Genomic DNA, 19,420 nt, shown 5'->3' on the forward strand with positions numbered 1-19,420 from the left:
GTCGCCGTCCCGCCCCGTACGCTGCTGCGCAACGCAAACGACCATGGGGGACCCCACATGGACAGCACACAGCCGACGACCGCCGACGCCGCAGCGGTGGCGGCCACCCCCGGTGCGCAGCGCCGCGTGCTGGTGGTGGAGGACGACGCGACGATCGCCGACGCCATCGCGGCACGCCTGCGGGCCGAGGGCTTCCAGGTCCGCACCGCGGGCGACGGACCCGCCGCCGTGGAGACCGCCGCCTCCTGGCAGCCCGACCTCCTCGTCCTCGACGTCATGCTCCCCGGGTACGACGGCCTGGAGGTCTGCCGCCGCGTGCAGGCCTCGCGGCCGGTCCCGGTGCTGATGCTGACCGCCCGCGACGACGAGACCGACATGCTGGTCGGGCTCGGCGTGGGCGCCGACGACTACATGACCAAGCCCTTCTCGCTGCGCGAGCTGGTCGCCCGGGTGCACGTGCTGCTGCGCCGCGTGGAGCGCGCCACGATCGCCGCCCGCGACCCGCGCGGCGCCAACATGCAGCTCGGCGACCTGGAGATCGACAACGCCCAGCGGCGGGTCCGGGTCCGGGGCGCCGACGTGCACCTCACCCCGACCGAGTTCGACCTGCTGGTCTGCCTGGCCCAGCAGCCGCGCGCGGTGCTCTCCCGGGAGCAGCTGCTCGCCGAGGTCTGGGACTGGGCGGACGCCTCCGGCACCCGCACCGTCGACAGCCACGTCAAGGCGCTGCGGCGGAAGATCGGGGCGGAGCGCATCCGTACCGTGCACGGCGTCGGCTACGCGCTCGAGACGCCCACGCCGTGAGCCCCTACAGCGCGCCGCGCCCGCCGAAGCTGCGGGAACGTGCCTGGGCCGCGCTGAGGCCGTACGACCCCTTCCGGTCGATCAAGGCGGCGCTGCAGTACCTGGTGCTCGCCTCCGTGCTGATCACCACGGGCCTGATCTTCGTGGCGATGCACTCCGCGACCGAGATCCGGATCATCACCATCTTCTCGATCATCGCCTCGCTGCTGATCTCGCAGCTGGTGGCGCACGGGCTGACCGCGCCGCTGCGCGAGATGACCTCGGTCGCCAGCGCCATGGTGCGCGGCGACTACAGCCGGCGGGTCACCGCGGTGCGCCGCGACGAGGTCGGCGAACTGGCCGAGACCTTCAACCGGATGGCCGCCGACCTGGAGGCCGTCGACCGGCACCGCAAGGAGCTGGTAGCGAACGTCTCACACGAGCTGCGCACCCCGATCGCGGCGCTCCGCGCGGTCCTGGAGAACGTCGTCGACGGGGTCTCCGAGGCCGACACGGAGACGATGCGCACCGCGCTGCAGCAGGCGGAGCGGCTGAGCCTGCTCGTCGCCCACCTTCTGGACCTCTCCCGCCTGGACAACGGCATCGTGCCGCTGGACGCCAAGCGCTTCGAGGTCTGGCCGTACCTGTCGGCCGTGATCAAGACGGCCGGCCTCGGCCTGAAGGACGCCAGGGCGCACGGCGGCCGGGCGCGCAAGGACGTCCACCTCCACCTGGACGTCTCACCGCCGGAGCTGACCGCGTACGCGGACGCGGAGCGGCTGCACCAGGTGGTCGCCAACCTGATCGACAACGCCGTCAAGCACAGCCCGCCCAGTGGCCGGGTCACCGTCCGGGCCCGGCGCGGCACCGGTCCGGGCAGCCTCGACCTGGAGGTCCTGGACGAGGGCCCCGGCATACCCGAGGCCGAGCGCACCCGTGTCTTCGAGCGGTTCAACCGCGGCACCGCGGGACCGGGCGACGGCGGGACGGGGCTGGGACTGGCGATCGCGCGCTGGGCGGTGGACCTCCACGGCGGACGCATCGCGGTGGCCGAGTCCCCCCGCGGCTGCCGGATCCGCGTCACCCTCCCGGGGTCGGCGCCGGCGTCGGCTTGACGCTCCCGCCAGGGCGGACGTTGCCAGAGGCAACCGGACCAGTCGATTCAGGTCCCCATTCCCGCCAAACTCCGCCCCGAAACCGCCTTTCCGATGTGACTTAGGCGACGACTGGCCTCCCCGCCTGCGGGAAACGCTCAGGTAGGCGTAGCCTTTATTTCCGCTGTCCATCACCTTGTGAAGCGGAAGAGGGCGGTTGCCGCCGTGTCGCCACACCCCAGTAGCTCGAGCGTCCCGACCGAAACCGATGGGCAGGGCCAGGGCCCTGCCGCGGGCTTCGGGCCTAACGAGTGGCTTGTCGATGAGATCTACCAGCAGTACCTCCAGGACCCGAACTCGGTGGACCGAGCCTGGTGGGACTTCTTCGCCGATTACAAGCCGGGAGCGGATACGGGTTCCGCAGTCGCCTCGGGCCAGCCTCAGGCGGCCCCCGCAGCGCCTCCGGCCGCTCCGGCCGCGCCCGCTGCCCCCGCACCGGCGGCTCCGGCCCCGGCGCCCGTGACGCCCGCCGCCGCGCCGGCCCCGGCCGCCCAGGCCCCGGCCCCCGCACCGGCCGCTCCGGCCCCGGTCGCCCCGGCCCCCGCGAAGCCCGCCGTCGAGAAGCCCACTCCGGCGCAGCCGCAGCCGACGGCCAAGGCCGCCCCGGCCACCGAGGCGGCCCAGGGACCCGAGTACGTGACGCTGCGCGGCCCGTCCGCGGCCGTGGCGAAGAACATGCACGCCTCGCTGGAGCTGCCCACGGCCACGTCCGTGCGCGCCGTCCCGGTGAAGCTGCTGTTCGACAACCGCATCGTCATCAACAACCACCTCAAGCGCGCCCGTGGCGGCAAGGTCTCCTTCACGCACATCATCGGCTACGCCATGGTGCAGGCGCTGAAGATCATGCCCGCGATGAACTGGTCGTTCGCGGAGAAGGACGGCAAGCCGACGCTGGTCAAGCCCGACCACGTCAACCTGGGCCTCGCCATCGACCTGGTCAAGCCCAACGGCGACCGCCAGCTGGTCGTCGCGGCCATCAAGAAGGCCGAGACCCTCAACTTCTTCGAGTTCTGGCAGGCCTACGAGGACATCGTCCGCCGCGCCCGCATCGGCAAGCTGACGATGGACGACTTCTCCGGCGTCACCGTCTCGCTCACCAACCCCGGCGGCATCGGCACCGTCCACTCGGTGCCGCGCCTGATGCCCGGCCAGTCGGTGATCCTCGGCGTCGGCTCCATGGACTACCCCGCCGAGTTCCAGGGCACCTCGCAGGACACCCTGAACAAGCTGGGCATCTCCAAGGTCATGACGCTGACCAGCACCTACGACCACCGGGTCATCCAGGGTGCGGCGTCGGGCGAGTTCCTGCGCATCATGAACCAGCTCCTGCTGGGCGAGAACAACTTCTTCGACGACATCTTCAAGGCGCTGCGCATCCCCTACGAGCCGGTCCGCTGGCTCAAGGACATCGACGCCAGCCACGACGACGACGTCACCAAGGCCGCCCGCGTCTTCGAGCTGATCCACTCCTACCGGGTCCGCGGCCACGTCATGGCCGACACCGACCCGCTGGAGTACAAGCAGCGCAAGCACCCCGACCTGGACATCACCGAGCACGGCCTCACCCTGTGGGACCTGGAGCGTGACTTCGCCGTCGGCGGTTTCGCCGGCAAGTCGCTGATGAAGCTGCGCGACATCCTCGGTGTGCTGCGCGACTCGTACTGCCGCACCGTCGGCATCGAGTTCATGCACATCCAGGACCCGCTGCAGCGCAAGTGGATCCAGGACCGCGTCGAGCGCCCGCACACCAAGCCCGAGCGCGACGAGCAGCTGCGCATCCTGCGCCGCCTCAACGCCGCGGAGGCCTTCGAGACCTTCCTGCAGACGAAGTACGTCGGCCAGAAGCGCTTCTCCCTGGAGGGCGGCGAGTCCGTCATCCCGCTGCTCGACGCCGTCATCGACGCCGCCGCCGAATCGCGGCTGGACGAGGTCGTCATCGGCATGGCCCACCGCGGCCGGCTGAACGTGCTGGCCAACATCGTCGGCAAGTCGTACGCGCAGATCTTCCGCGAGTTCGAGGGCAACCTCGACCCGAAGTCGATGCACGGCTCCGGCGACGTGAAGTACCACCTGGGCGCCCAGGGCACCTTCACCGGCCTGGACGGCGAGCAGATCACCGTCTCGCTGGCCGCGAACCCCTCGCACCTGGAGGCGGTCGACCCGATCGTCGAGGGCATCGCCCGTGCCAAGCAGGACGTCATCGGCAAGGGCGGCACGGACTTCACCGTCATGCCGGTCGTGCTCCACGGCGACGCGGCCTTCGCCGGCCAGGGCGTCGTCGCGGAGACCCTGAACATGTCGCAGCTGCGCGGCTACCGCACCGGCGGCACCGTGCACGTGGTGATCAACAACCAGGTCGGCTTCACCGCCGCCCCGGAGTCCTCGCGCTCGTCGATGTACTCCACCGACGTCGCGCGCATGATCGAGGCGCCGATCTTCCACGTGAACGGCGACGACCCGGAGGCCGTGGTCCGCGTCGCGCGGCTCGCCTTCGAGTTCCGCCAGGCGTTCAACAAGGACGTCGTCATCGACCTCATCTGCTACCGCCGCCGCGGTCACAACGAGGCCGACAACCCGTCCTTCACCCAGCCGCTGATGTACGACCTGATCGACAAGAAGCGCTCGGTGCGCAAGCTCTACACCGAGTCCCTCATCGGTCGCGGCGACATCACCCTGGAGGAGGCCGAGCAGGTCCTGCAGGACTACCAGGGCCAGCTGGAGAAGGTCTTCACCGAGGTCCGCGAGGCGACCGCGCCGGCCGCCCCGCAGGAGGAGGAGAACCAGGCCACCGGCCCGGAGTTCCCCGTCCCGGCGGACACCGCGATCAGCCAGGAGACCGTCAAGCGGATCGCGGCCTCCCAGGTCAACATCCCCGAGCGGATCACCGTCCACCCGCGTCTGATGCCGCAGCTGCAGCGCCGCGCGGCCATGGTCGAGGACGACACCATCGACTGGGCCATGGGCGAGACCCTCGCCATCGGCTCCCTGCTGATGGAGGGCACCCCGGTCCGGCTCGCCGGCCAGGACTCCCGCCGCGGCACCTTCGGCCAGCGGCACGCCGTCCTGGTCGACCGGGAGACCGGCGAGGACTACACCCCGCTGCTCTACCTCGCCGAGGACCAGGCGCGCTACAACGTCTACGACTCGCTGCTCAGCGAGTACGCGGCGATGGGCTTCGAGTACGGCTACTCGCTGGCCCGCCCGGACGCGCTGGTCGCCTGGGAGGCCCAGTTCGGTGACTTCGTCAACGGCGCCCAGACCGTCGTCGACGAGTTCATCTCCTCCGCCGAGCAGAAGTGGGGCCAGACCTCCGGCGTCACCCTCCTGCTGCCGCACGGCTACGAGGGCCAGGGCCCGGACCACTCCTCCGCCCGCATCGAGCGCTTCCTGCAGCTGTGCGCGCAGAACAACATGACGGTCGCGGTCCCGACCACCCCGGCGAACTACTTCCACCTTCTGCGGTGGCAGGTCCACAACCCGCACCACAAGCCGCTCATCGTCTTCACCCCGAAGTCGATGCTGCGCCTGAAGGCGGCGACCTCGAAGACGGAGGAGTTCACCTCCGGCCAGTTCCAGCCGGTCATCGGTGACAGCACCGTCAAGCCCGAGGACGTCCGCAAGGTCGTCTTCTGCTCCGGCAAGGTCTACTACGACCTCGTCGCCGAGCGCGAGAAGCGTGGTGCCTTCGACACCGCCCTCATCCGCATCGAGCGTCTCTACCCGCTGCCGGGCCTGGAGATCCAGGCCGCCCTGGCCCCGTTCACCAAGGCCCAGAAGTACGTCTGGGCCCAGGACGAGCCGGCCAACCAGGGTGCCTGGCCGTTCATCGCCCTCAACCTGATCGACCACCTCGACCTGGTGCTCGGCGCCGCGCCCGACAACGCCGACCGGCTGCGTCGTGTGTCGCGTCCGTCCTCCTCGTCGCCGGCGGTCGGTTCCGCCAAGCGGCACCAGCAGGAGCAGGAGCAGCTGGTGCACGAGGTCTTCGAGCTCTGAGGCCCGTAGTCCCCGGTACGACGCGCAGGGGCCCCGCACTCGTCGAGTGCGGGGCCCCTGCGCGTACGCCGGCAGGAGGGGGAGCCCCGGGCCCGGGCGGCGGGAGTACCTATCCTGGCCTGGTACGTCATCCTTCGACCCTGATCCGGAGCACCCCTTGTACTTCACCGACCGCGGCATCGAGGAGCTGGAGAACCGGCGCGGCCAGGAGGAGGTCACCTTCGAGTGGCTCGCCGAGCGGCTGCGGGAGTTCGTCGACCTCAACCCCGAGTTCGAGATCCCGGTTGAGCGGCTGGCGACGTGGCTGGCCCGGCTGGACGACGACGAGGACGAGTAGCCGCGAGCGGCGGGACCGCCGGGCTCAGGTGCGGAAGGCGCCGAACCGGACCCCGCCGCCGCAGACGCTGAAGACCGCCGGGGTGCCGTCGGCCGTGGTGACCTCGACCGTACGGGCCACGTCGTCGGGGAGCGCGACCTGCACGCGGGAGGCCTGGACGGGGCAGACCTCGCGCGCCGAGGGGGTCCCCTCGACGTTGAGGTCGGTGTAGCGGACGTCGGCGACGGCCGTGGTGCCCCCGCGGAGCTCCACGGCTCCGGTGCCGGCCGCGGAGTTGTCCGCCTCGACGGGGGCGGCCTTGTCCTGGTCGTCCCTCGCGGTGAGGGTCGCCGCGTGACCGGCCGCGTCCGGGCGCCGTTCCGCCGCGAACCGCCACCGGGGCGCGCACGGCGCTCCCTTGACTTCCGATCCACGCGATATATCGTGTCTATCGGAGAGACGCGATATGTTGCGTTGTCGGCGTTGACCCGGCGTGCCCGGGTGACCCCAAGGAGGGGCGAAATGAGCGGAACCCCCGGCTCACGGGAGTGGACGGTCACCGAGCCGCACAAGATGGTCTTCGACGCGAGCGTCGACACCCTGCACGTCCGGATCGTCAACGGTGCCGTCAACGTGGTCGGCGTCGACGAGGGCCCGGCCCGGCTGGAGGTGAGCGAGCTCGACGGCCCCCCGCTGATCGTGTCGCACGAGGGCGGCACGCTCACCGTCACCTACGAGGACCTGCCCTGGAAAGGCCTGCTCAAGTGGCTCGACCGCAAGGGCTGGCGGCGGCACGCCGTCGTCTCGCTCGCCGTCCCGCAGCGCACCAGCGTGTCGGTGGGGGTGGTCGGGGCGAACGCCGTGATCTCGGGGATCTCGGACCGCACCGCCGTACGGGGCGTCAACGGCGACATCACGCTGGTCGGCCAGGCCGGCCCGGTGACCGCCGAGACGGTCGCGGGGAACGTGGAGGCCCAGGCGGTCTCCGGCGACCTGCGGGTCAACACCGTCTCGGGCGACCTGACCGTGGTCGAGGGCAGCGGCGCCGCCGTCAAGGCCGACTCGGTCAGCGGCAACATGGTGCTCGACCTGGACCCGCGCAGCGGCGCGGACGTCCGCCTGACCTCGGTCTCCGGTGAGATCGCGATCCGCATCCCGGAGCCCGGGGACGCCGAGGTGGACGCCAACACCACCAGCGGCGACGTCTCCTGCGCCTTCGACGAGCTGCGGGTCAGCGGGCAGTGGGGCGCCAAGCGGATCTCCGGCCGGATGGGGTCCGGCGGCTCCCGGCTGAAGGCCACCACGGTGTCGGGCGCCATCGCGCTGCTGCGCCGCCCGCCCCAGGAGGACCACGGACCCGCGGACGCCGATCCGTTCCGGAAGGACGTCTGAGATGGCCCCCGTCTTCGCCCACGGCCGGCTCCGCCTCTACCTGCTCAAGCTGCTGGACGAGGCCCCCCGTCACGGTTACGAGGTGATCCGGCTGCTGGAGGAGCGCTTCCACGGCCTGTACGCCCCCTCCGCCGGCACCGTCTACCCGCGGCTGGCCAAGCTGGAGAAGGAGGGCCTGGTCACCCACTCCACGGAAGGCGGCCGCAAGGTGTACTCGATCACCGACGCAGGCCGCGCGGAACTCGCCTCCCGCAGCGACGAGATCGCCGACCTGGAGAACGAGATCCGCGACTCCGTCTCCACGCTCGCCGCCGAGATCCGCGAGGACGTCCGCGGCGCCGCGGGCGACCTGCGCCGCGAGATCCGGGCGGCCGCCCAGCAGGCGGCGCACACCCATCCGAAGTCCTCCCCGGCGGACTGGAAGGAGCAGATGCGCCGCTCCAAGGAGGAGATCCGGCAGGCCCGCGAGGAGGCCCGCACCGCCAAGCGCGCCGCCAAGGAGGCCCAGGACGCCGCACGGGACGAGGTGCAGCGCATCGCGCGCCGCGTCCAGGAGGAGGTCCAGGACCACGTCCGGCGCGGCGACTGGCAGACCGGCGTCCGCGAGGGGCTGGCGGAACTCACCCGGGAGCTCGGCCAGTTCGGCCGCACCTCCACCTCCTGGCCGCCGTATGTGAAGCCCGAGCCCGCCGAGGCGCCCGAGTGGGGCGCGGAGGACGCCGCCGTGACCGAGGACCCTGCCCGCGACCTGGAGCGCCTGCTGGACCGCTTCCGCGACGACGTCCGCGACGCCGCCCGCGACAACGGCGTGGACGCCGAGCAGTTGCGCGAGGTCCGCCGCCATCTGTCCACGGCGGCCGCCCACATCGGCGTCGTGCTGCGCGGCAAGCACAAGGGCCGGGACTAGGGCGTGTCCGACAAGTAGCGCCGTCCGCCCGGAGGGCGGGGCTCGTGGCGGCTGGTGCTATCGCAAGGCGGAGGATCGGCCTCGTACTGGACGTACATGGACGACTCCGACGACGCAGCGTGGGGGCACCCCGGCCGAAGGCTGGGGGAGCGCCGTGCCCGGGGGCACCTCCCAGCGCCAGCTGGGGGAGCGTCACGAGCCAGGCGCGATTCATCAGACACGCCCCGGCCGCAGGGCCCGGACGGGGTCGTCTCCGATGCGTCCGGGCCCCGCCGGCGGGGCGGAAGTCCGGACGTCCGGACCCGAGCGGGACCCGTAGCGGAGGACGTAGGGAGTTCCCCGATGCCGCGGCCCCCGCCGGCTGGCAGGCTCTCCGATGCGACGGCACCGGCTCCGGCCGGGCGCCGTTGGGTGCGCGCAGGCCGGCCCAGGGGGAGCCGTGCCCGCGGCCCGGCGGTGGCCCGGCCGGTCGACTGCCCGGTGGCCACGGTGCCGCGGGCCGGGGTGTCCGAGCCGCGGGAATCCCGGTGACCCGATGACGACGGCCGTCCCGCACGGTGCGGGGCGCAGTTCCTGCCCGATCGGACGGAGGCGGTGCCCGTGACCCCCAGGAACGCCCGCGAACCCCGGAGGACCCAGGGCCGCACCCGGAACGGCGGACGCGAGACGGCCACCGCCGGAACCGGCTCGGGCACGCTCCGCGGGACCGTCGTCCGGCTCGTCGGCATGGTCGCCGAAAGCCTCAGGGGGGCGGCAGCCGAGGCACCCGAGGTCGTCGACCTCGACCGGCCGCCCTGCTCCCGCGCGGAGGTCGCCTTGCGCAGGTCCGCCGTCGAGGAATCCCCCCGGGGCAGGATCGCCGGGCGCATGGTGACTCCCCCGACGCTCCCCCGGCGGGGCGCACCCGCGGCTCCGCCCGTGCCCCCGCCCGTGCCCCCGAAGGCGACCGGGACGCACGTCCCCCTCCCCGACGGCATACGCCTGACGGCGTGGGTCACCGGCGACGGGCACGGGGTCACGGTGATCATCCGCAATCCCCACCCGGCCCGTTCCCTGGCCGGGGCCGCGTGGCGGTCCGCCTTCACCGCGGACGGGTCCGCGTCACCGGTGCTCCGCGTCACCGTCCACGGGGTGCCGTACGCCTGGGAGCCGTCCGCCGGGGAGAGCGCCTTCCCCGAGGACGCCGAACTGTCGTGCCGCGCGCAGGGCGGCGACCCCGTCCCGGGGCCCCCCGAGGCCGGGCAGCCGGTGGAGGTCACACTGCGGGAGGGGCGGCCACCGGTCACCAAGACGCTGTGGACACCGCTGAGCTGACCGCCCGGAGCCTGCTCACCGCACCATGCCGGCCGCCGCCAGCGTACGGGCGAGGTCCGAGCGCGACCGGATGCCGAGCTTGCGGTACACCCGCGTGAGGTGCGCCTCCACGGTCTTGCGGGACAGGAACAGGGTCGAGGCGGTCTCCAGGTTGCTCAGCCCGCCGGCGACGGCGCGGGCTATCTGGAGTTCCTGGGCGGTCAGCAGGTCGGCGAGGGAGACCTGCGCCCGCTGCGGCGCGACGCGGTGTCCGGCCGCCGCCAGTTCGGCCTCCGCCCTCGCGGCCCAGGGACGCGCGCCCAGCGCGCTGAAGGTGGTGAGGGCCGCGAGGAGCGGGACGCGGGCCTCCGCGGGGCGGCGCAACCGCCGCATCACCTCCCCGTGCACCAGAGCCGTCCGCGCCTGGTCGAAGGGCATCTCCCGGCGGGCGTGCGCCCGGTCCGCCGCGGCGAACAGCCGTACCGCCTCGTCCGCGTCGGTCGCCAGCAGACCGCGGCAGCGTGCCGTCGCCGCCTCGGGCCAGGCCAGGCCGGTGGCCCGGGCCCGCTCGTCGAGCCAGTCGGCCAGTCCGGCCGCCCGGTCGCGGTTCCCGCCGCGGACGTGCGCCTCCGCGAGGTCGGCCACGAAGGTCAGCATGTTGGGATTGCCCAGCCCGCAGTCCTCGGCGAGCGCGAAGGCCCGCTCCAGATGGCGAACGCACTCGTCCGGGTCACCCGCGGTGAGTGCGGCCGAGCCGAGGGCCCCGAGAGCCAGGACTTCCAGGCCGTGCGTCACCGGCCAGCCGTTCCGCTCCCGATAGGCCGCGATGTGCCGCTCGCAGCCCTGGCGGTCGCCGCGGCGCCCGTCGATACGGGCGAGCAGGATGGCGGCGTAGCTGCCCATGGTGACCTGGCCCAGCTCGCGTGCCCAGCGGACGGCCTCGACGGCGTCGGCCCTCGCCGCCGCCCAGTTCCGCCGGCTCTCGGCCTCGCACCGGCCGGCCAGGGCGTAGGCGAGCAGTCCCACCGAGGCGCCGCGCCGGATCCGCTCGACGACCTCGCCGAGCAGGGAGGCCGCGGCAGCGTCCTCGTCGGCCCAGGAGAGGGCCTCGCCTATCTGCACCGTCAGTTGCTGCAGCTCGGGGGTGACGGCCTCGGGAAGGGCCGCCCGCTCCCGCAGCAGCAGTTCCCTGCCTTCCCGCACCTGGCCGGCCAGCGCCATGGTGGCACCGAGCAGGGCACCGCCCAGTCGTGGCCGCCGTCCCGGTGCGCCGTGCCCGTCACCGCCGGTTCCGGAGGGGGCCGTCCCGGCCGTCCCCTCGGTGAACTCCGCGCAACGGCGGGCGAGATCGAGCGCGAGGCCGGTCTGCCCGGACATGGCGGTGGGCAAGGTGGCCGCGCCGTACAGCACACCGGCGCGGTGCGGGTCGACGGCGCGCACGCTCTCGGCGGCCGACACCAGGACGCGGTGCGCGCGCCCGGGATCGCCCAGCCAGGCGTGCGCCTGTCCGCGGACCAGGTCGATGTCCGCGGTGAGGCGGAGGTCCGGACTCCACCGCAGCGCCTCCTCGCACCAGTGGACGGTCTTGCGCGCGGCGCCGCTGTGGAAACCGTCGACCGCCGCGTTGAGCAGGCGCACCGCCCGGTCGGACGGCGCCGGAGACAGCTCGGCGGCCCGGTGCCAGGTCTCCGCCGCGCTGCCCGGCGCACCACGCCGCCTCGCCTGTTCGGCCGCGTCCGCCAGTGCCCTGGCCACCTGTTCGTCGGGCCCCGTGGCGGCCGCCGCGAGATACCAGGCCCGGAGCTCGGGAGGAGCGCAGTCGGCCAGGACCCGGTACACCCGCAGTCGTCGCGCCGGGGGGCATCCGTGCAGCACCAGCCCCCGCAGCACGGGGTGGCGTAGGCGGTACCCGGATCCCGGTTCGAGGACGACGAGGCCGGCGGCCTCGGCCGGCTGCAGCGCTGCCGTCGACAGACCCACCGAGGCCAGCACCGTCTCGAAGACGGTGCCCTCCCCCGAGCGGCTCGCCGCCAGGTAGGTCAGCGCCTCCCGGGCGGCCGGGGGGAGTGCCCGCAAGGGTCCCCGCCAGGCGCGTTCGACCAGCGGGCGGGGGCTGGACCAGGCACCGGACAAGGGGTCCTCCGCCTCGTCCGCCGACGGATCCGGAGCGTGCCTCCTGTCCCGCAGCAACGCGGCGTACTCGACCAGTACGAGGGGGTTCCCGAGGCTCAGCTCCACGAGCCGGGCCACGGCGGCGTCCTCCGGATCGAGCCCCATGCCCAGGAGCAGCTCCGCGCAGGCGGCGCCGTCCAGGCCGGACAGTGCCAGCCCGGGCACGCCGGCCCAGCCCGTCTCCGGTTCGGCGCCGTGCCGGGTCGCCATGGCCAGCAGCACGCGCTCCCGCTCCAGCCGGCGGGCCACGAACTGCAGCACGTGCCGGGAGGACGAGTCCGCCCACTGCAGGTCGTCCACGAGGACGAGCAGCGGTTCGGCATCCCCGGCCGCGGCCAGGACGCCGAGGGCACCCGAGCACACCGCGTACAGGGTGGGCTCCGCCGGCTCCGCCAGCGCCAGGCAGCCCTCGAGCGCGCGCCGCTGAGGCGGCGGCAGCTCCGCGAAGTGTGCGCGCAGCGGGAGCAGGACGTCGGCGAGTACGGAGTACGGAAGCACCGCCTCGGACTCCACGCCGCGCGCCCGCAGGACCCGCCCTGCGTGACCGCGCGCCGCGTAGGCCAGCAACTCGCTCTTGCCGACCCCCGGCTCGCCGGTCAGCAGGACGGCCCCGCCCCGTTCCGGGAGCCCGGCCAGCAGACCGTCCAGCTCCGCGCGCTCCCGCGCCCGGCCGAACAGCCGCAGTCCACCCCCTGCGTCATCCGCACCGGTCCCCCCGGCACTTCCGGTCCCCACCGCGTTCTCCGTGTCCATCGCCCCACCCCGAAGTCTCCGGCCACCACGTCGCGGACCAGATTGCCGCAGTCCTTGTGATGCCGCAGCCACCGGGAAGGTGGGCCCTGGCGTGCGGTGACGATCGGGGACGTCCCGGGCGGCGCCGCGCCGGTGTGGCTGCCGGCGCACGTACTGCTCTCCCGGCGTTCCCAACGGCCTTGGGCCCGAGGCCCGCTGAGGCCCCTGACCCACGCGCCGGGCCTCAGACCGTCAGGACGACCTTCCCGAACAGGTCCCCGCCCGCCATCTTCTCGAAGCCCTCGCGGGCCCGGTCCAGCGGCAGCACGGTGTCGATGACCGGGCGCACCCCGGTGACGGCGCAGAAGCTCAGCAGGTCCTCCAGCTCGTCCTTGGTGCCCATGGTCGAGCCGACGACTTTCAGTTCCAGGAAGAAGATCCGGTTGAGCTCCGCGGCCTTCGGGTTGGGCCCGGAGGTCGCGCCGGAGATCACCAGCGTGCCGCCGGGGCGCAGCGACTTGACCGAGTGGGACCAGGTCGCGGCGCCGACGGTCTCGATGACCGCGTCCACGCGCTGCGGCAGCCGGGCGCCCGGCTCGAAGGCGGCGTCGGCGCCGAGGTCCTCGGCGCGTCCCCGCTTGGCCTCGTCGCGGCTGGTGGCGAAGACCCGCAGGCCCGCGGCCTTGGCCAGCACGATGGCGGCGGTGGCGACGCCGCCGCCCGCGCCCTGGACCAGGACGGAGTCACCGGGGCGCACACCCGCGTTGGTGAAGAGCATCCGGTAGGCGGTCAGCCAGGCCGTGGGCAGGCAGGCGGCCTCCTCGAAGGAGAGCTCCTTCGGCTTGGGCAGCAGGTTCCAGGTGGGCACGGAGACCTTCTCGGCGAAGGTGCCCTGGTACTTCTCGGTGAGGATGCTGCGCGGCTCGTCGGGGCCCACCCCGTGCCCGCTCAGGCCGACGACGGGGTAGACGACGACTTCGTTGCCGTGCTCGTCGATCCCGGCGGCGTCGCAGCCGAGGATCATCGGCAGGCTCTCCTCGCCGAGCCCCACCCCGCGCAGCGACCACAGGTCGTGGTGGTTCAGGGAGGCGGCCTTGACGGTGACGGTGCTCCAGCCGGGCCGTGCCTCCGGCTCGGGGCGCTCCCCGAGTTCGAGGCCGCTCAGCGGCTGGTCGCGGTCGATTCGGGCGGCGTAGGCAGCGAACATGACCTTGACGCTAGCGCCGCGCGGTGCCCCGGCGTAACCGCACGGGGATGTGACACGCGCCGCGCGGCACGGTGCCCCCGACCGGCGGGCACCGCGCCGCGCGGGCGGCGTGGTCTGCGGGCGTACGGCGCGCTCAGCGCCGGGCGACGCCCTCGGCACGGGCGGCCGCGGCCACGGCGGCGGAGACCGCGGGGGCCACGCGCTCGTCGAAGGGCGAGGGGATCACGCAGTCGGCGGACAGTTGGCCGTCCACGACGGCGGCCAGCGCCTCGGCGGCGGCGATCTTCATGCCCTCGGTGATCCGGGAGGCCCGCACCTGCAGCGCGCCCGCGAAGATGCCGGGGAAGGCGAGCACGTTGTTGATCTGGTTCGGGAAGTCGCTGCGCCCGGTGGCGACGACGGCCGCGTACCTGTGCGCCACCTCGGGGTGGATCTCCGGCGTGGGGTTGGCCATCGCGAAGATGAAGCAGCCCTTCGCCATGGTGGCCACGGCCTCCTCCGCCACGGTGCCGCCGGAGACGCCGATGAAGACGTCCGCACCCGCGAGCGCCTCCTCCAGGGTCCCGGTGAGCCCGGCCCGGTTGGTGTACGTGGTGAGCTCGCGCTTGGCGGGGTTCAGGTCCTCGCGGCCCGCGTGCACCACGCCCTTGCGGTCGGTGACGGCGACGTCCCCGATGCCGGCCTCGACGAGGATCTTGGCGATGGCGACGCCCGCGGCACCGGCCCCGGAGATCACCGCGCGCAGTTCGCCCAGCGCGCGGCCGGTCAGCCGGGTGGCGTTGCGGAGCGCGGCGAGCGTGACGACGGCCGTGCCGTGCTGGTCGTCGTGGAAGACCGGGATGTCCAGGCGCTCCTGCAGCTTGCGCTCGATCTCGAAGCAGCGGGGGGCGGAGATGTCCTCCAGGTTCACCCCGCCGAAGGAGGGTGCGAGGCGCACGACGGTGTCGACGATCTCGTCCACGTCGGTGGTGGCGAGCGCGATCGGGACCGCGTCCACGCCGCCGAACTGCTTGAAGAGGATCGCCTTGCCCTCCATCACCGGCAGGGACGCCTCCGGGCCGATGTCACCGAGGCCCAGCACCGCCGTACCGTCCGTGACCACGGCCACGACCTGGGACTTCCACGTGTAGTCGTGGACCAGCTCGGGCTGCTCGGCGATGGCGGTGCACACCCGGGCCACGCCCGGCGTGTAGGCGAGCGACAGATCGTCGGCGTTCCGCACCGGGACGGTGGCGGTCACCTCCATCTTGCCGCCGCGGTGGAGGGCGAACACCGGGTCCACGGGGCTTTCCGGGCCGTCGCTGTCGGCGCTCTCCGCGTGATCGGTGCTGTCGGTGCTGTCCGTGCCGTCGGTGCGAGGATTGACAATCTCCGCTGCCACTGTTGACCCCTTTGTCCGAATTGTCTATGAGGGTACTACCCCCTACAACAGGGGATAGGTGGGCTCGGCTTCCGTACACCCGGACTCGAGTGGTCCCGGGCGCGACGGAGGCCAGGCGCGCCGCACGCACGCCGAGGGGCCCCCGGTGAGGGGTAAGGGTCCGTTGTACCGGAAGACGGTTTCCGCTGACGAGTCTGTGCGCCGCACCGCGGTGTCGCACATCGGGAACTTCTGCGCACAACGCAACAAGTCGTCCGAATAGCGGGACAAGGAAAGTGATGCACGCAACTTCGCAGCACGGCCCCATCACGGTCCGGCCTTGGTGTACCGGCCTGGTGGGGGGCCAGGGGATCGCCCGTTATGCGATTTTGACACATCCGGACACCCAAGAGGACGTGTCCGGATGGCAAGATGCGGAGATCACACGCGTTCGCGACACCCGAACATGTGTACCCGGAAGATCGGCTGCTCCCAGGATTCCCCGCAGGAGGAACCAGCAATGACCGCACGTACCACCCGTCGCTCGACCGTGACGAGCCGCTTCGCCGCGGTCGGAGCGATCGCGGTCGCCGGCGCCCTCGTCCTCACCGGTTGCGGCGACCAGACGGACAAGGGCGGCTCCTCGTCCGCGTCGAGCGACGCGTCCAAGGCGCCCCTCTTCGACAAGCTGCCGAAGTCGGTGCAGTCGGCGGGCGTGCTCAAGGTCGGCTCGGACATCGCGTACCCGCCGGTGGAGTTCGTCAAGGACGGCAAGAACGTCGGCATCGACCCGGACCTGGCCGACGCGATGGCCAAGCAGCTCGGCGTGAAGGTCGAGTTCAACAACGGCACCTTCGACACCCTGCTCACCGGTCTGCGCGCCAAGCGCTACGACATGGTGATGTCCGCGATGAGCGACACCAAGGACCGCCAGGAGGGTGTCGACTCCTCCACGGGCAAGAAGGTCGGCGAGGGCGTCGACTTCGTGGACTACTTCACCGCGGGCTCCTCGATCATCGTGAAGAAGGGCAACCCGGAGGGCGTCAAGTCGCTCGCCGACCTGTGCGGCAAGAAGGTCGCCGTGCAGCGCGGCACCACTTCCCAGGACCTGCTCAAGGCCCAGAAGTGCGACAAGCCGATGTCGATCCAGGCCTTCGACACCGACACCGAGGCGCAGACCCGCCTGAAGGCCGGCGGCGTCGTCGCCGACGTCTCCGACTTCCCGGTCGCCGCGTACGCCGTGAAGACCTCCGGCGGCGGCAACGACTTCGAGCTCGCCGGCGAGCAGGTCGAGGCCGGCCCGTACGGCATCGCGGTCGCCAAGACCAACACCGAGCTGCGCGACGCGCTGCAGGCCGCGCTGACCGCCGTCATCAAGGACGGCTCCTACACCAAGGTCCTGGAGAAGTGGGGCGTCACCGACGGCGCCGTCACCGAGGCCAAGATCAACGGCGGCTCCTGAGTCACGACAGCAAGAGGCTTCCCTCCATGTCCGAAGCGAATGACAAGGTCCCGGCCGGCACCCCGGCCGGGACCCCGCCCGCCGAGGCCTCCCGCCCGGAGGCCATCAAGGCGATCCCCGTACGGCACTACGGCCGCTGGATCTCGGCGATCCTGGTGCTCGCCGTGCTCGGGCTGCTGGTCAACGCGTTCGCCAACGCGAACGTGAACTACGGGGCGATCCCGGACTTCCTGTTCGACTCCGCGGTGCTCAAGGGCCTGCGGAACACGGTCGTCATCACCGTGGTCTCGATGGCGCTGGGCCTGGTCCTGGGCATCGTGCTCGCGGTGATGCGGCTGTCGAAGAACCCCGTGACCTCCTCGGTGGCCTGGGGCTACATCTGGTTCTTCCGCGGCACCCCGGTCTACGTCCAGCTGCTCATCTGGTTCAACCTGGCGCTGATCTTCCCGGTCATCAATCTCGGCTTCTACAAGGACGAGATGAACCAGTTCATGACCCCCTTCATGGCCGCGCTGCTCGGCCTGGGTCTGAACGAGGCCGCGTACATGTCCGAGATTGTGCGGGCCGGCATCCAGTCCGTCGACGAGGGCCAGACCGAGGCGTCGCACGCGCTGGGCATGACCCAGGGCCAGAACCTGCGCCGTGTGGTGCTGCCGCAGGCGATGCGGGTGATCGTCCCGCCGACCGGCAACGAGTTCATCAACATGCTGAAGACCTCGTCGCTGGCCGCGCAGGCCGCCCAGTACGCCGAACTGCTGCGCTCCACCACCGACATCGGCAACACCACCGGTGCCACCGTGGAGATGCTCTTCCTCGCCGCGGTCTGGTACCTGGTCCTCACCTCGGTGTTCTCGGTGGGCCAGTACTACCTGGAGCGCCGTTACGCCCGCGGGACGACCCGGAACCTGCCGCCCACCCCGTGGCAGCGGGTCAAGGCCAACCTGGGCACCTTCCGCCGCCCGGAGGTGGCACGATGACCGACTTCAGCAAGGGCACCGGCGCCCACCCGATGGTCAAGGCCGAGGCGGTGCACAAGCACTTCGGCCTGGCCCACATCCTCAAGGGCATCGACCTGGAGGTCGCCCCGCGTGAGGTGTTCTGCCTGATCGGCCCGTCGGGCTCGGGCAAGTCCACCTTCCTGCGGTGCATCAACCACCTGGAGAAGATCAGCGGCGGCCGGCTCTCGGTCGACGGCGAGCTGGTCGGCTACCGGCAGAAGGGCGACAAGCTCTACGAGCTCAAGGACCGCGAGGTCGCCGCGAAGCGCCGCGACATCGGCATGGTCTTCCAGCGCTTCAACCTCTTCCCCCACATGACCGCGATCGAGAACGTGATCGAGGCCCCGGTGCGGGTGAAGAAGGAGGCCAAGGCCGTCGCCCGCGAGCGCGCGCTGGCCCTGCTGGACCGGGTCGGCCTGCGCGACAAGGCCGGGCACTACCCCGCCCAGCTCTCCGGTGGTCAGCAGCAGCGGGTGGCCATCGCCCGCGCGCTGGCGATGGAGCCGAAGCTGATGCTCTTCGACGAGCCCACCTCCGCGCTCGACCCGGAGCTGGTCGGCGACGTCCTGGACGTCATGCGGGGCCTCGCCGAGGACGGCATGACGATGATCGTGGTCACCCACGAGATGGGCTTCGCCCGCGAGGTCGGCGACGCCCTGGTCTTCATGGACGACGGCGTCGTCGTCGAGTCCGGCCACCCGCGCGACGTGCTCACCGACCCGCAGCACGACCGCACCAAGGCCTTCCTCTCCAAGGTCCTCTGACCCGCGCGTGCGTGAGGGGCGGCGCCGATCGGCGCCGCCCCTCACGCGTTCCCCCGCTGCGGCGTACGGATCACTTCAGCCCGAGGACGATCGCATCCGACACCGAACGCCAGACCACCCGGGCCTCGCCGAAGCCGGCCTCCCGCAGGGCCGCGGCGTGCCAGGCCGGGGGCAGCTCGTCGCCGTCGGCGTGGGAACCGTAGATCACGAACCGCTCCTCGGTGGGACCGGCCAGCACGGGGTCGGCCTTGGCGGTGGCCCACCACTGCTCCCAGTCCAGCACGCCCTGCGCCCTCCGCCGCTCGCGGCGGGCCCGGTCCAGCTCGCGCACGGCCGCGTTGAGCCGCGGCGTCGAGGCGTCGGGCATGTGGTCGGCGTTGAGGAACACCCCGCCGTCGCGCAGCAGGCCGGCCAGCGTCCCGTACAGGGCCTGGAGCGGCCCGGGCTTCAGCCAGTGCAGGGCGGTCGCGGTGAGCACCGCGTCGTAGGTGTCGTACGGCAGGGCCTGCGGCCAGTGCGGGTCGCGCAGGTCGGCGGTGACGAACTCGATCCTGCGCTCGCCGGCGAAGTGGCCGCGGGCGATCGCCAGCAGCGCCGGGTCGAGGTCCACGCCGGTCGACACGGCGTCCGGGAAGCGCCGCAGCAGCCGGTCGGAGATGCTGCCCGTGCCGCAGGCCAGGTCCAGCACCCGGGGTGCGGGGCCGACCAGCGCCTCCACCATGTCGAGCATGACCCGGAACCGCTCCTCGCGGTCCGGCAGGTACCACTCCTGCTGCCGGTCCCAGCTGTCCTGCCAGGCCTGCCAGTCGGTCACCGCCGCAGTGGTGTCGGACATACGGTTCCCCCTCCAGTCGTAATACCCTTAGAGCAAGAGCAGTCATTAC

Annotated in this window: 15 protein-coding genes; 10 read left to right on the forward strand and 5 right to left on the reverse strand. The window is 72.3% G+C overall.

Annotated features, from left to right (window positions below; translation table 11 throughout):
- The first annotated feature begins 57 nt into the window (after positions 1 to 57).
- The 4 genes from ACFYYN_RS03840 (at position 58) to ACFYYN_RS03855 (ending at position 6,270) form a co-directional block, all read left to right on the forward strand.
- Positions 58 to 804 (forward strand): response regulator transcription factor, encoded by a 747-nt coding sequence (locus tag ACFYYN_RS03840; protein ID WP_500325555.1) that lies wholly within the window; start codon positions 58 to 60, stop codon positions 802 to 804.
- Entirely contained in the window at positions 801 to 1,898 is a 1,098-nt protein-coding gene (locus ACFYYN_RS03845; protein ID WP_500544571.1) for a HAMP domain-containing sensor histidine kinase, read from the forward strand. Before ACFYYN_RS03840 ends, ACFYYN_RS03845 begins: the two co-directional genes overlap by 4 nt.
- Positions 1,899 to 2,102: 204 nt before the next feature.
- Entirely contained in the window at positions 2,103 to 5,933 is a 3,831-nt protein-coding gene (locus ACFYYN_RS03850) for a multifunctional oxoglutarate decarboxylase/oxoglutarate dehydrogenase thiamine pyrophosphate-binding subunit/dihydrolipoyllysine-residue succinyltransferase subunit (RefSeq protein WP_500544572.1), read from the forward strand.
- Between the two features lie 157 nt (positions 5,934 to 6,090).
- Complete coding sequence (locus ACFYYN_RS03855) at positions 6,091 to 6,270, forward strand: DUF6104 family protein (RefSeq protein WP_431967379.1); 180 nt, start codon at positions 6,091 to 6,093, stop codon at positions 6,268 to 6,270.
- 24 nt (positions 6,271 to 6,294) lie between these two features.
- Here the strand turns inward: ACFYYN_RS03855 and ACFYYN_RS03860 are convergent, their stop codons facing one another.
- Positions 6,295 to 6,522, reverse strand: a complete 228-nt coding sequence (locus ACFYYN_RS03860) for a hypothetical protein (protein WP_500544573.1) — start codon at positions 6,520 to 6,522, stop codon at positions 6,295 to 6,297.
- Positions 6,523 to 6,771: 249 nt separating this feature from the next.
- Between ACFYYN_RS03860 and ACFYYN_RS03865 the strand changes: the two genes are divergently transcribed.
- From ACFYYN_RS03865 to ACFYYN_RS03875, 3 genes are all read left to right on the forward strand, one after another.
- Complete coding sequence (locus ACFYYN_RS03865; RefSeq protein WP_500331173.1) at positions 6,772 to 7,641, forward strand: DUF4097 family beta strand repeat-containing protein; 870 nt, start codon at positions 6,772 to 6,774, stop codon at positions 7,639 to 7,641.
- Between the two features lies 1 nt (position 7,642).
- Positions 7,643 to 8,548, forward strand: a complete 906-nt coding sequence (locus ACFYYN_RS03870) for a PadR family transcriptional regulator (RefSeq protein WP_500544574.1) — start codon at positions 7,643 to 7,645, stop codon at positions 8,546 to 8,548.
- A gap of 600 nt (positions 8,549 to 9,148) precedes the next feature.
- Positions 9,149 to 9,862, forward strand: a complete 714-nt coding sequence (locus tag ACFYYN_RS03875) for a hypothetical protein (RefSeq protein WP_500544575.1) — start codon at positions 9,149 to 9,151, stop codon at positions 9,860 to 9,862.
- A gap of 15 nt (positions 9,863 to 9,877) precedes the next feature.
- Here the strand turns inward: ACFYYN_RS03875 and ACFYYN_RS03880 are convergent, their stop codons facing one another.
- The 3 genes from ACFYYN_RS03880 to ACFYYN_RS03890 all read right to left on the reverse strand — a co-directional run bounded on the left by ACFYYN_RS03880 (position 9,878) and on the right by ACFYYN_RS03890 (position 15,333).
- Complete coding sequence (locus ACFYYN_RS03880) at positions 9,878 to 12,766, reverse strand: helix-turn-helix transcriptional regulator (protein WP_500544576.1); 2,889 nt, start codon at positions 12,764 to 12,766, stop codon at positions 9,878 to 9,880.
- Positions 12,767 to 12,989: 223 nt separating this feature from the next.
- Complete coding sequence (locus tag ACFYYN_RS03885) at positions 12,990 to 13,952, reverse strand: zinc-binding dehydrogenase (protein ID WP_500331168.1); 963 nt, start codon at positions 13,950 to 13,952, stop codon at positions 12,990 to 12,992.
- A gap of 133 nt (positions 13,953 to 14,085) precedes the next feature.
- Positions 14,086 to 15,333: an NAD(P)-dependent malic enzyme gene (locus ACFYYN_RS03890; RefSeq protein WP_500544577.1), complete on the reverse strand. Its 1,248-nt coding sequence runs from the start codon at positions 15,331 to 15,333 to the stop codon at positions 14,086 to 14,088.
- A gap of 499 nt (positions 15,334 to 15,832) precedes the next feature.
- Between ACFYYN_RS03890 and ACFYYN_RS03895 the strand changes: the two genes are divergently transcribed.
- The 3 genes from ACFYYN_RS03895 to ACFYYN_RS03905 are packed head-to-tail and all read left to right on the forward strand — an operon-like array spanning position 15,833 to position 18,536.
- Positions 15,833 to 16,774, forward strand: a complete 942-nt coding sequence (locus ACFYYN_RS03895; RefSeq protein ID WP_500331165.1) for an ABC transporter substrate-binding protein — start codon at positions 15,833 to 15,835, stop codon at positions 16,772 to 16,774.
- 26 nt (positions 16,775 to 16,800) lie between these two features.
- Positions 16,801 to 17,751 carry an amino acid ABC transporter permease gene (locus ACFYYN_RS03900; protein WP_500331163.1) on the forward strand — a complete coding sequence of 317 codons (951 nt, stop codon included), beginning with the start codon at positions 16,801 to 16,803 and terminating at the stop codon, positions 17,749 to 17,751.
- On the forward strand, positions 17,748 to 18,536 hold the full coding sequence (locus ACFYYN_RS03905) for an amino acid ABC transporter ATP-binding protein (protein ID WP_500331162.1): 789 nt from the start codon (positions 17,748 to 17,750) through the stop codon (positions 18,534 to 18,536). The genes ACFYYN_RS03900 and ACFYYN_RS03905 overlap by 4 nt, the downstream gene beginning before the upstream one ends.
- Positions 18,537 to 18,606: 70 nt before the next feature.
- On the opposite strand, the gene ACFYYN_RS03910 is transcribed toward ACFYYN_RS03905, so the two are convergent.
- Positions 18,607 to 19,371, reverse strand: coding sequence for a methyltransferase domain-containing protein (locus ACFYYN_RS03910; protein WP_500544578.1), 765 nt, complete (start codon positions 19,369 to 19,371; stop codon positions 18,607 to 18,609).
- Positions 19,372 to 19,420: the final 49 nt, after the last annotated feature.

This window comes from Streptomyces sp. NPDC001902 (assembly GCF_042891295.1).
In the GTDB taxonomy this organism is placed as follows: Bacteria; Actinomycetota; Actinomycetes; order Streptomycetales; family Streptomycetaceae; genus Actinacidiphila.

Excerpts from the sequence above, each read along its gene's own strand:
- ACFYYN_RS03840 (WP_500325555.1), top strand. The coding sequence starts at position 58 with ATGGACAGCACACAGCCGACGACCGCCGACGCCGCAGCGGTGGCGGCC.
- ACFYYN_RS03865 (WP_500331173.1), top strand. The coding sequence starts at position 6,772 with ATGAGCGGAACCCCCGGCTCACGGGAGTGGACGGTCACCGAGCCGCAC.
- ACFYYN_RS03870 (WP_500544574.1), top strand. The coding sequence starts at position 7,643 with ATGGCCCCCGTCTTCGCCCACGGCCGGCTCCGCCTCTACCTGCTCAAG.
- ACFYYN_RS03880 (WP_500544576.1), bottom strand. The coding sequence starts at position 12,766 with ATGGACACGGAGAACGCGGTGGGGACCGGAAGTGCCGGGGGGACCGGT.
- ACFYYN_RS03885 (WP_500331168.1), bottom strand. The coding sequence starts at position 13,952 with ATGTTCGCTGCCTACGCCGCCCGAATCGACCGCGACCAGCCGCTGAGC.
- ACFYYN_RS03895 (WP_500331165.1), top strand. The coding sequence starts at position 15,833 with ATGACCGCACGTACCACCCGTCGCTCGACCGTGACGAGCCGCTTCGCC.
- ACFYYN_RS03900 (WP_500331163.1), top strand. The coding sequence starts at position 16,801 with ATGTCCGAAGCGAATGACAAGGTCCCGGCCGGCACCCCGGCCGGGACC.
- ACFYYN_RS03905 (WP_500331162.1), top strand. The coding sequence starts at position 17,748 with ATGACCGACTTCAGCAAGGGCACCGGCGCCCACCCGATGGTCAAGGCC.
- ACFYYN_RS03910 (WP_500544578.1), bottom strand. The coding sequence starts at position 19,371 with ATGTCCGACACCACTGCGGCGGTGACCGACTGGCAGGCCTGGCAGGAC.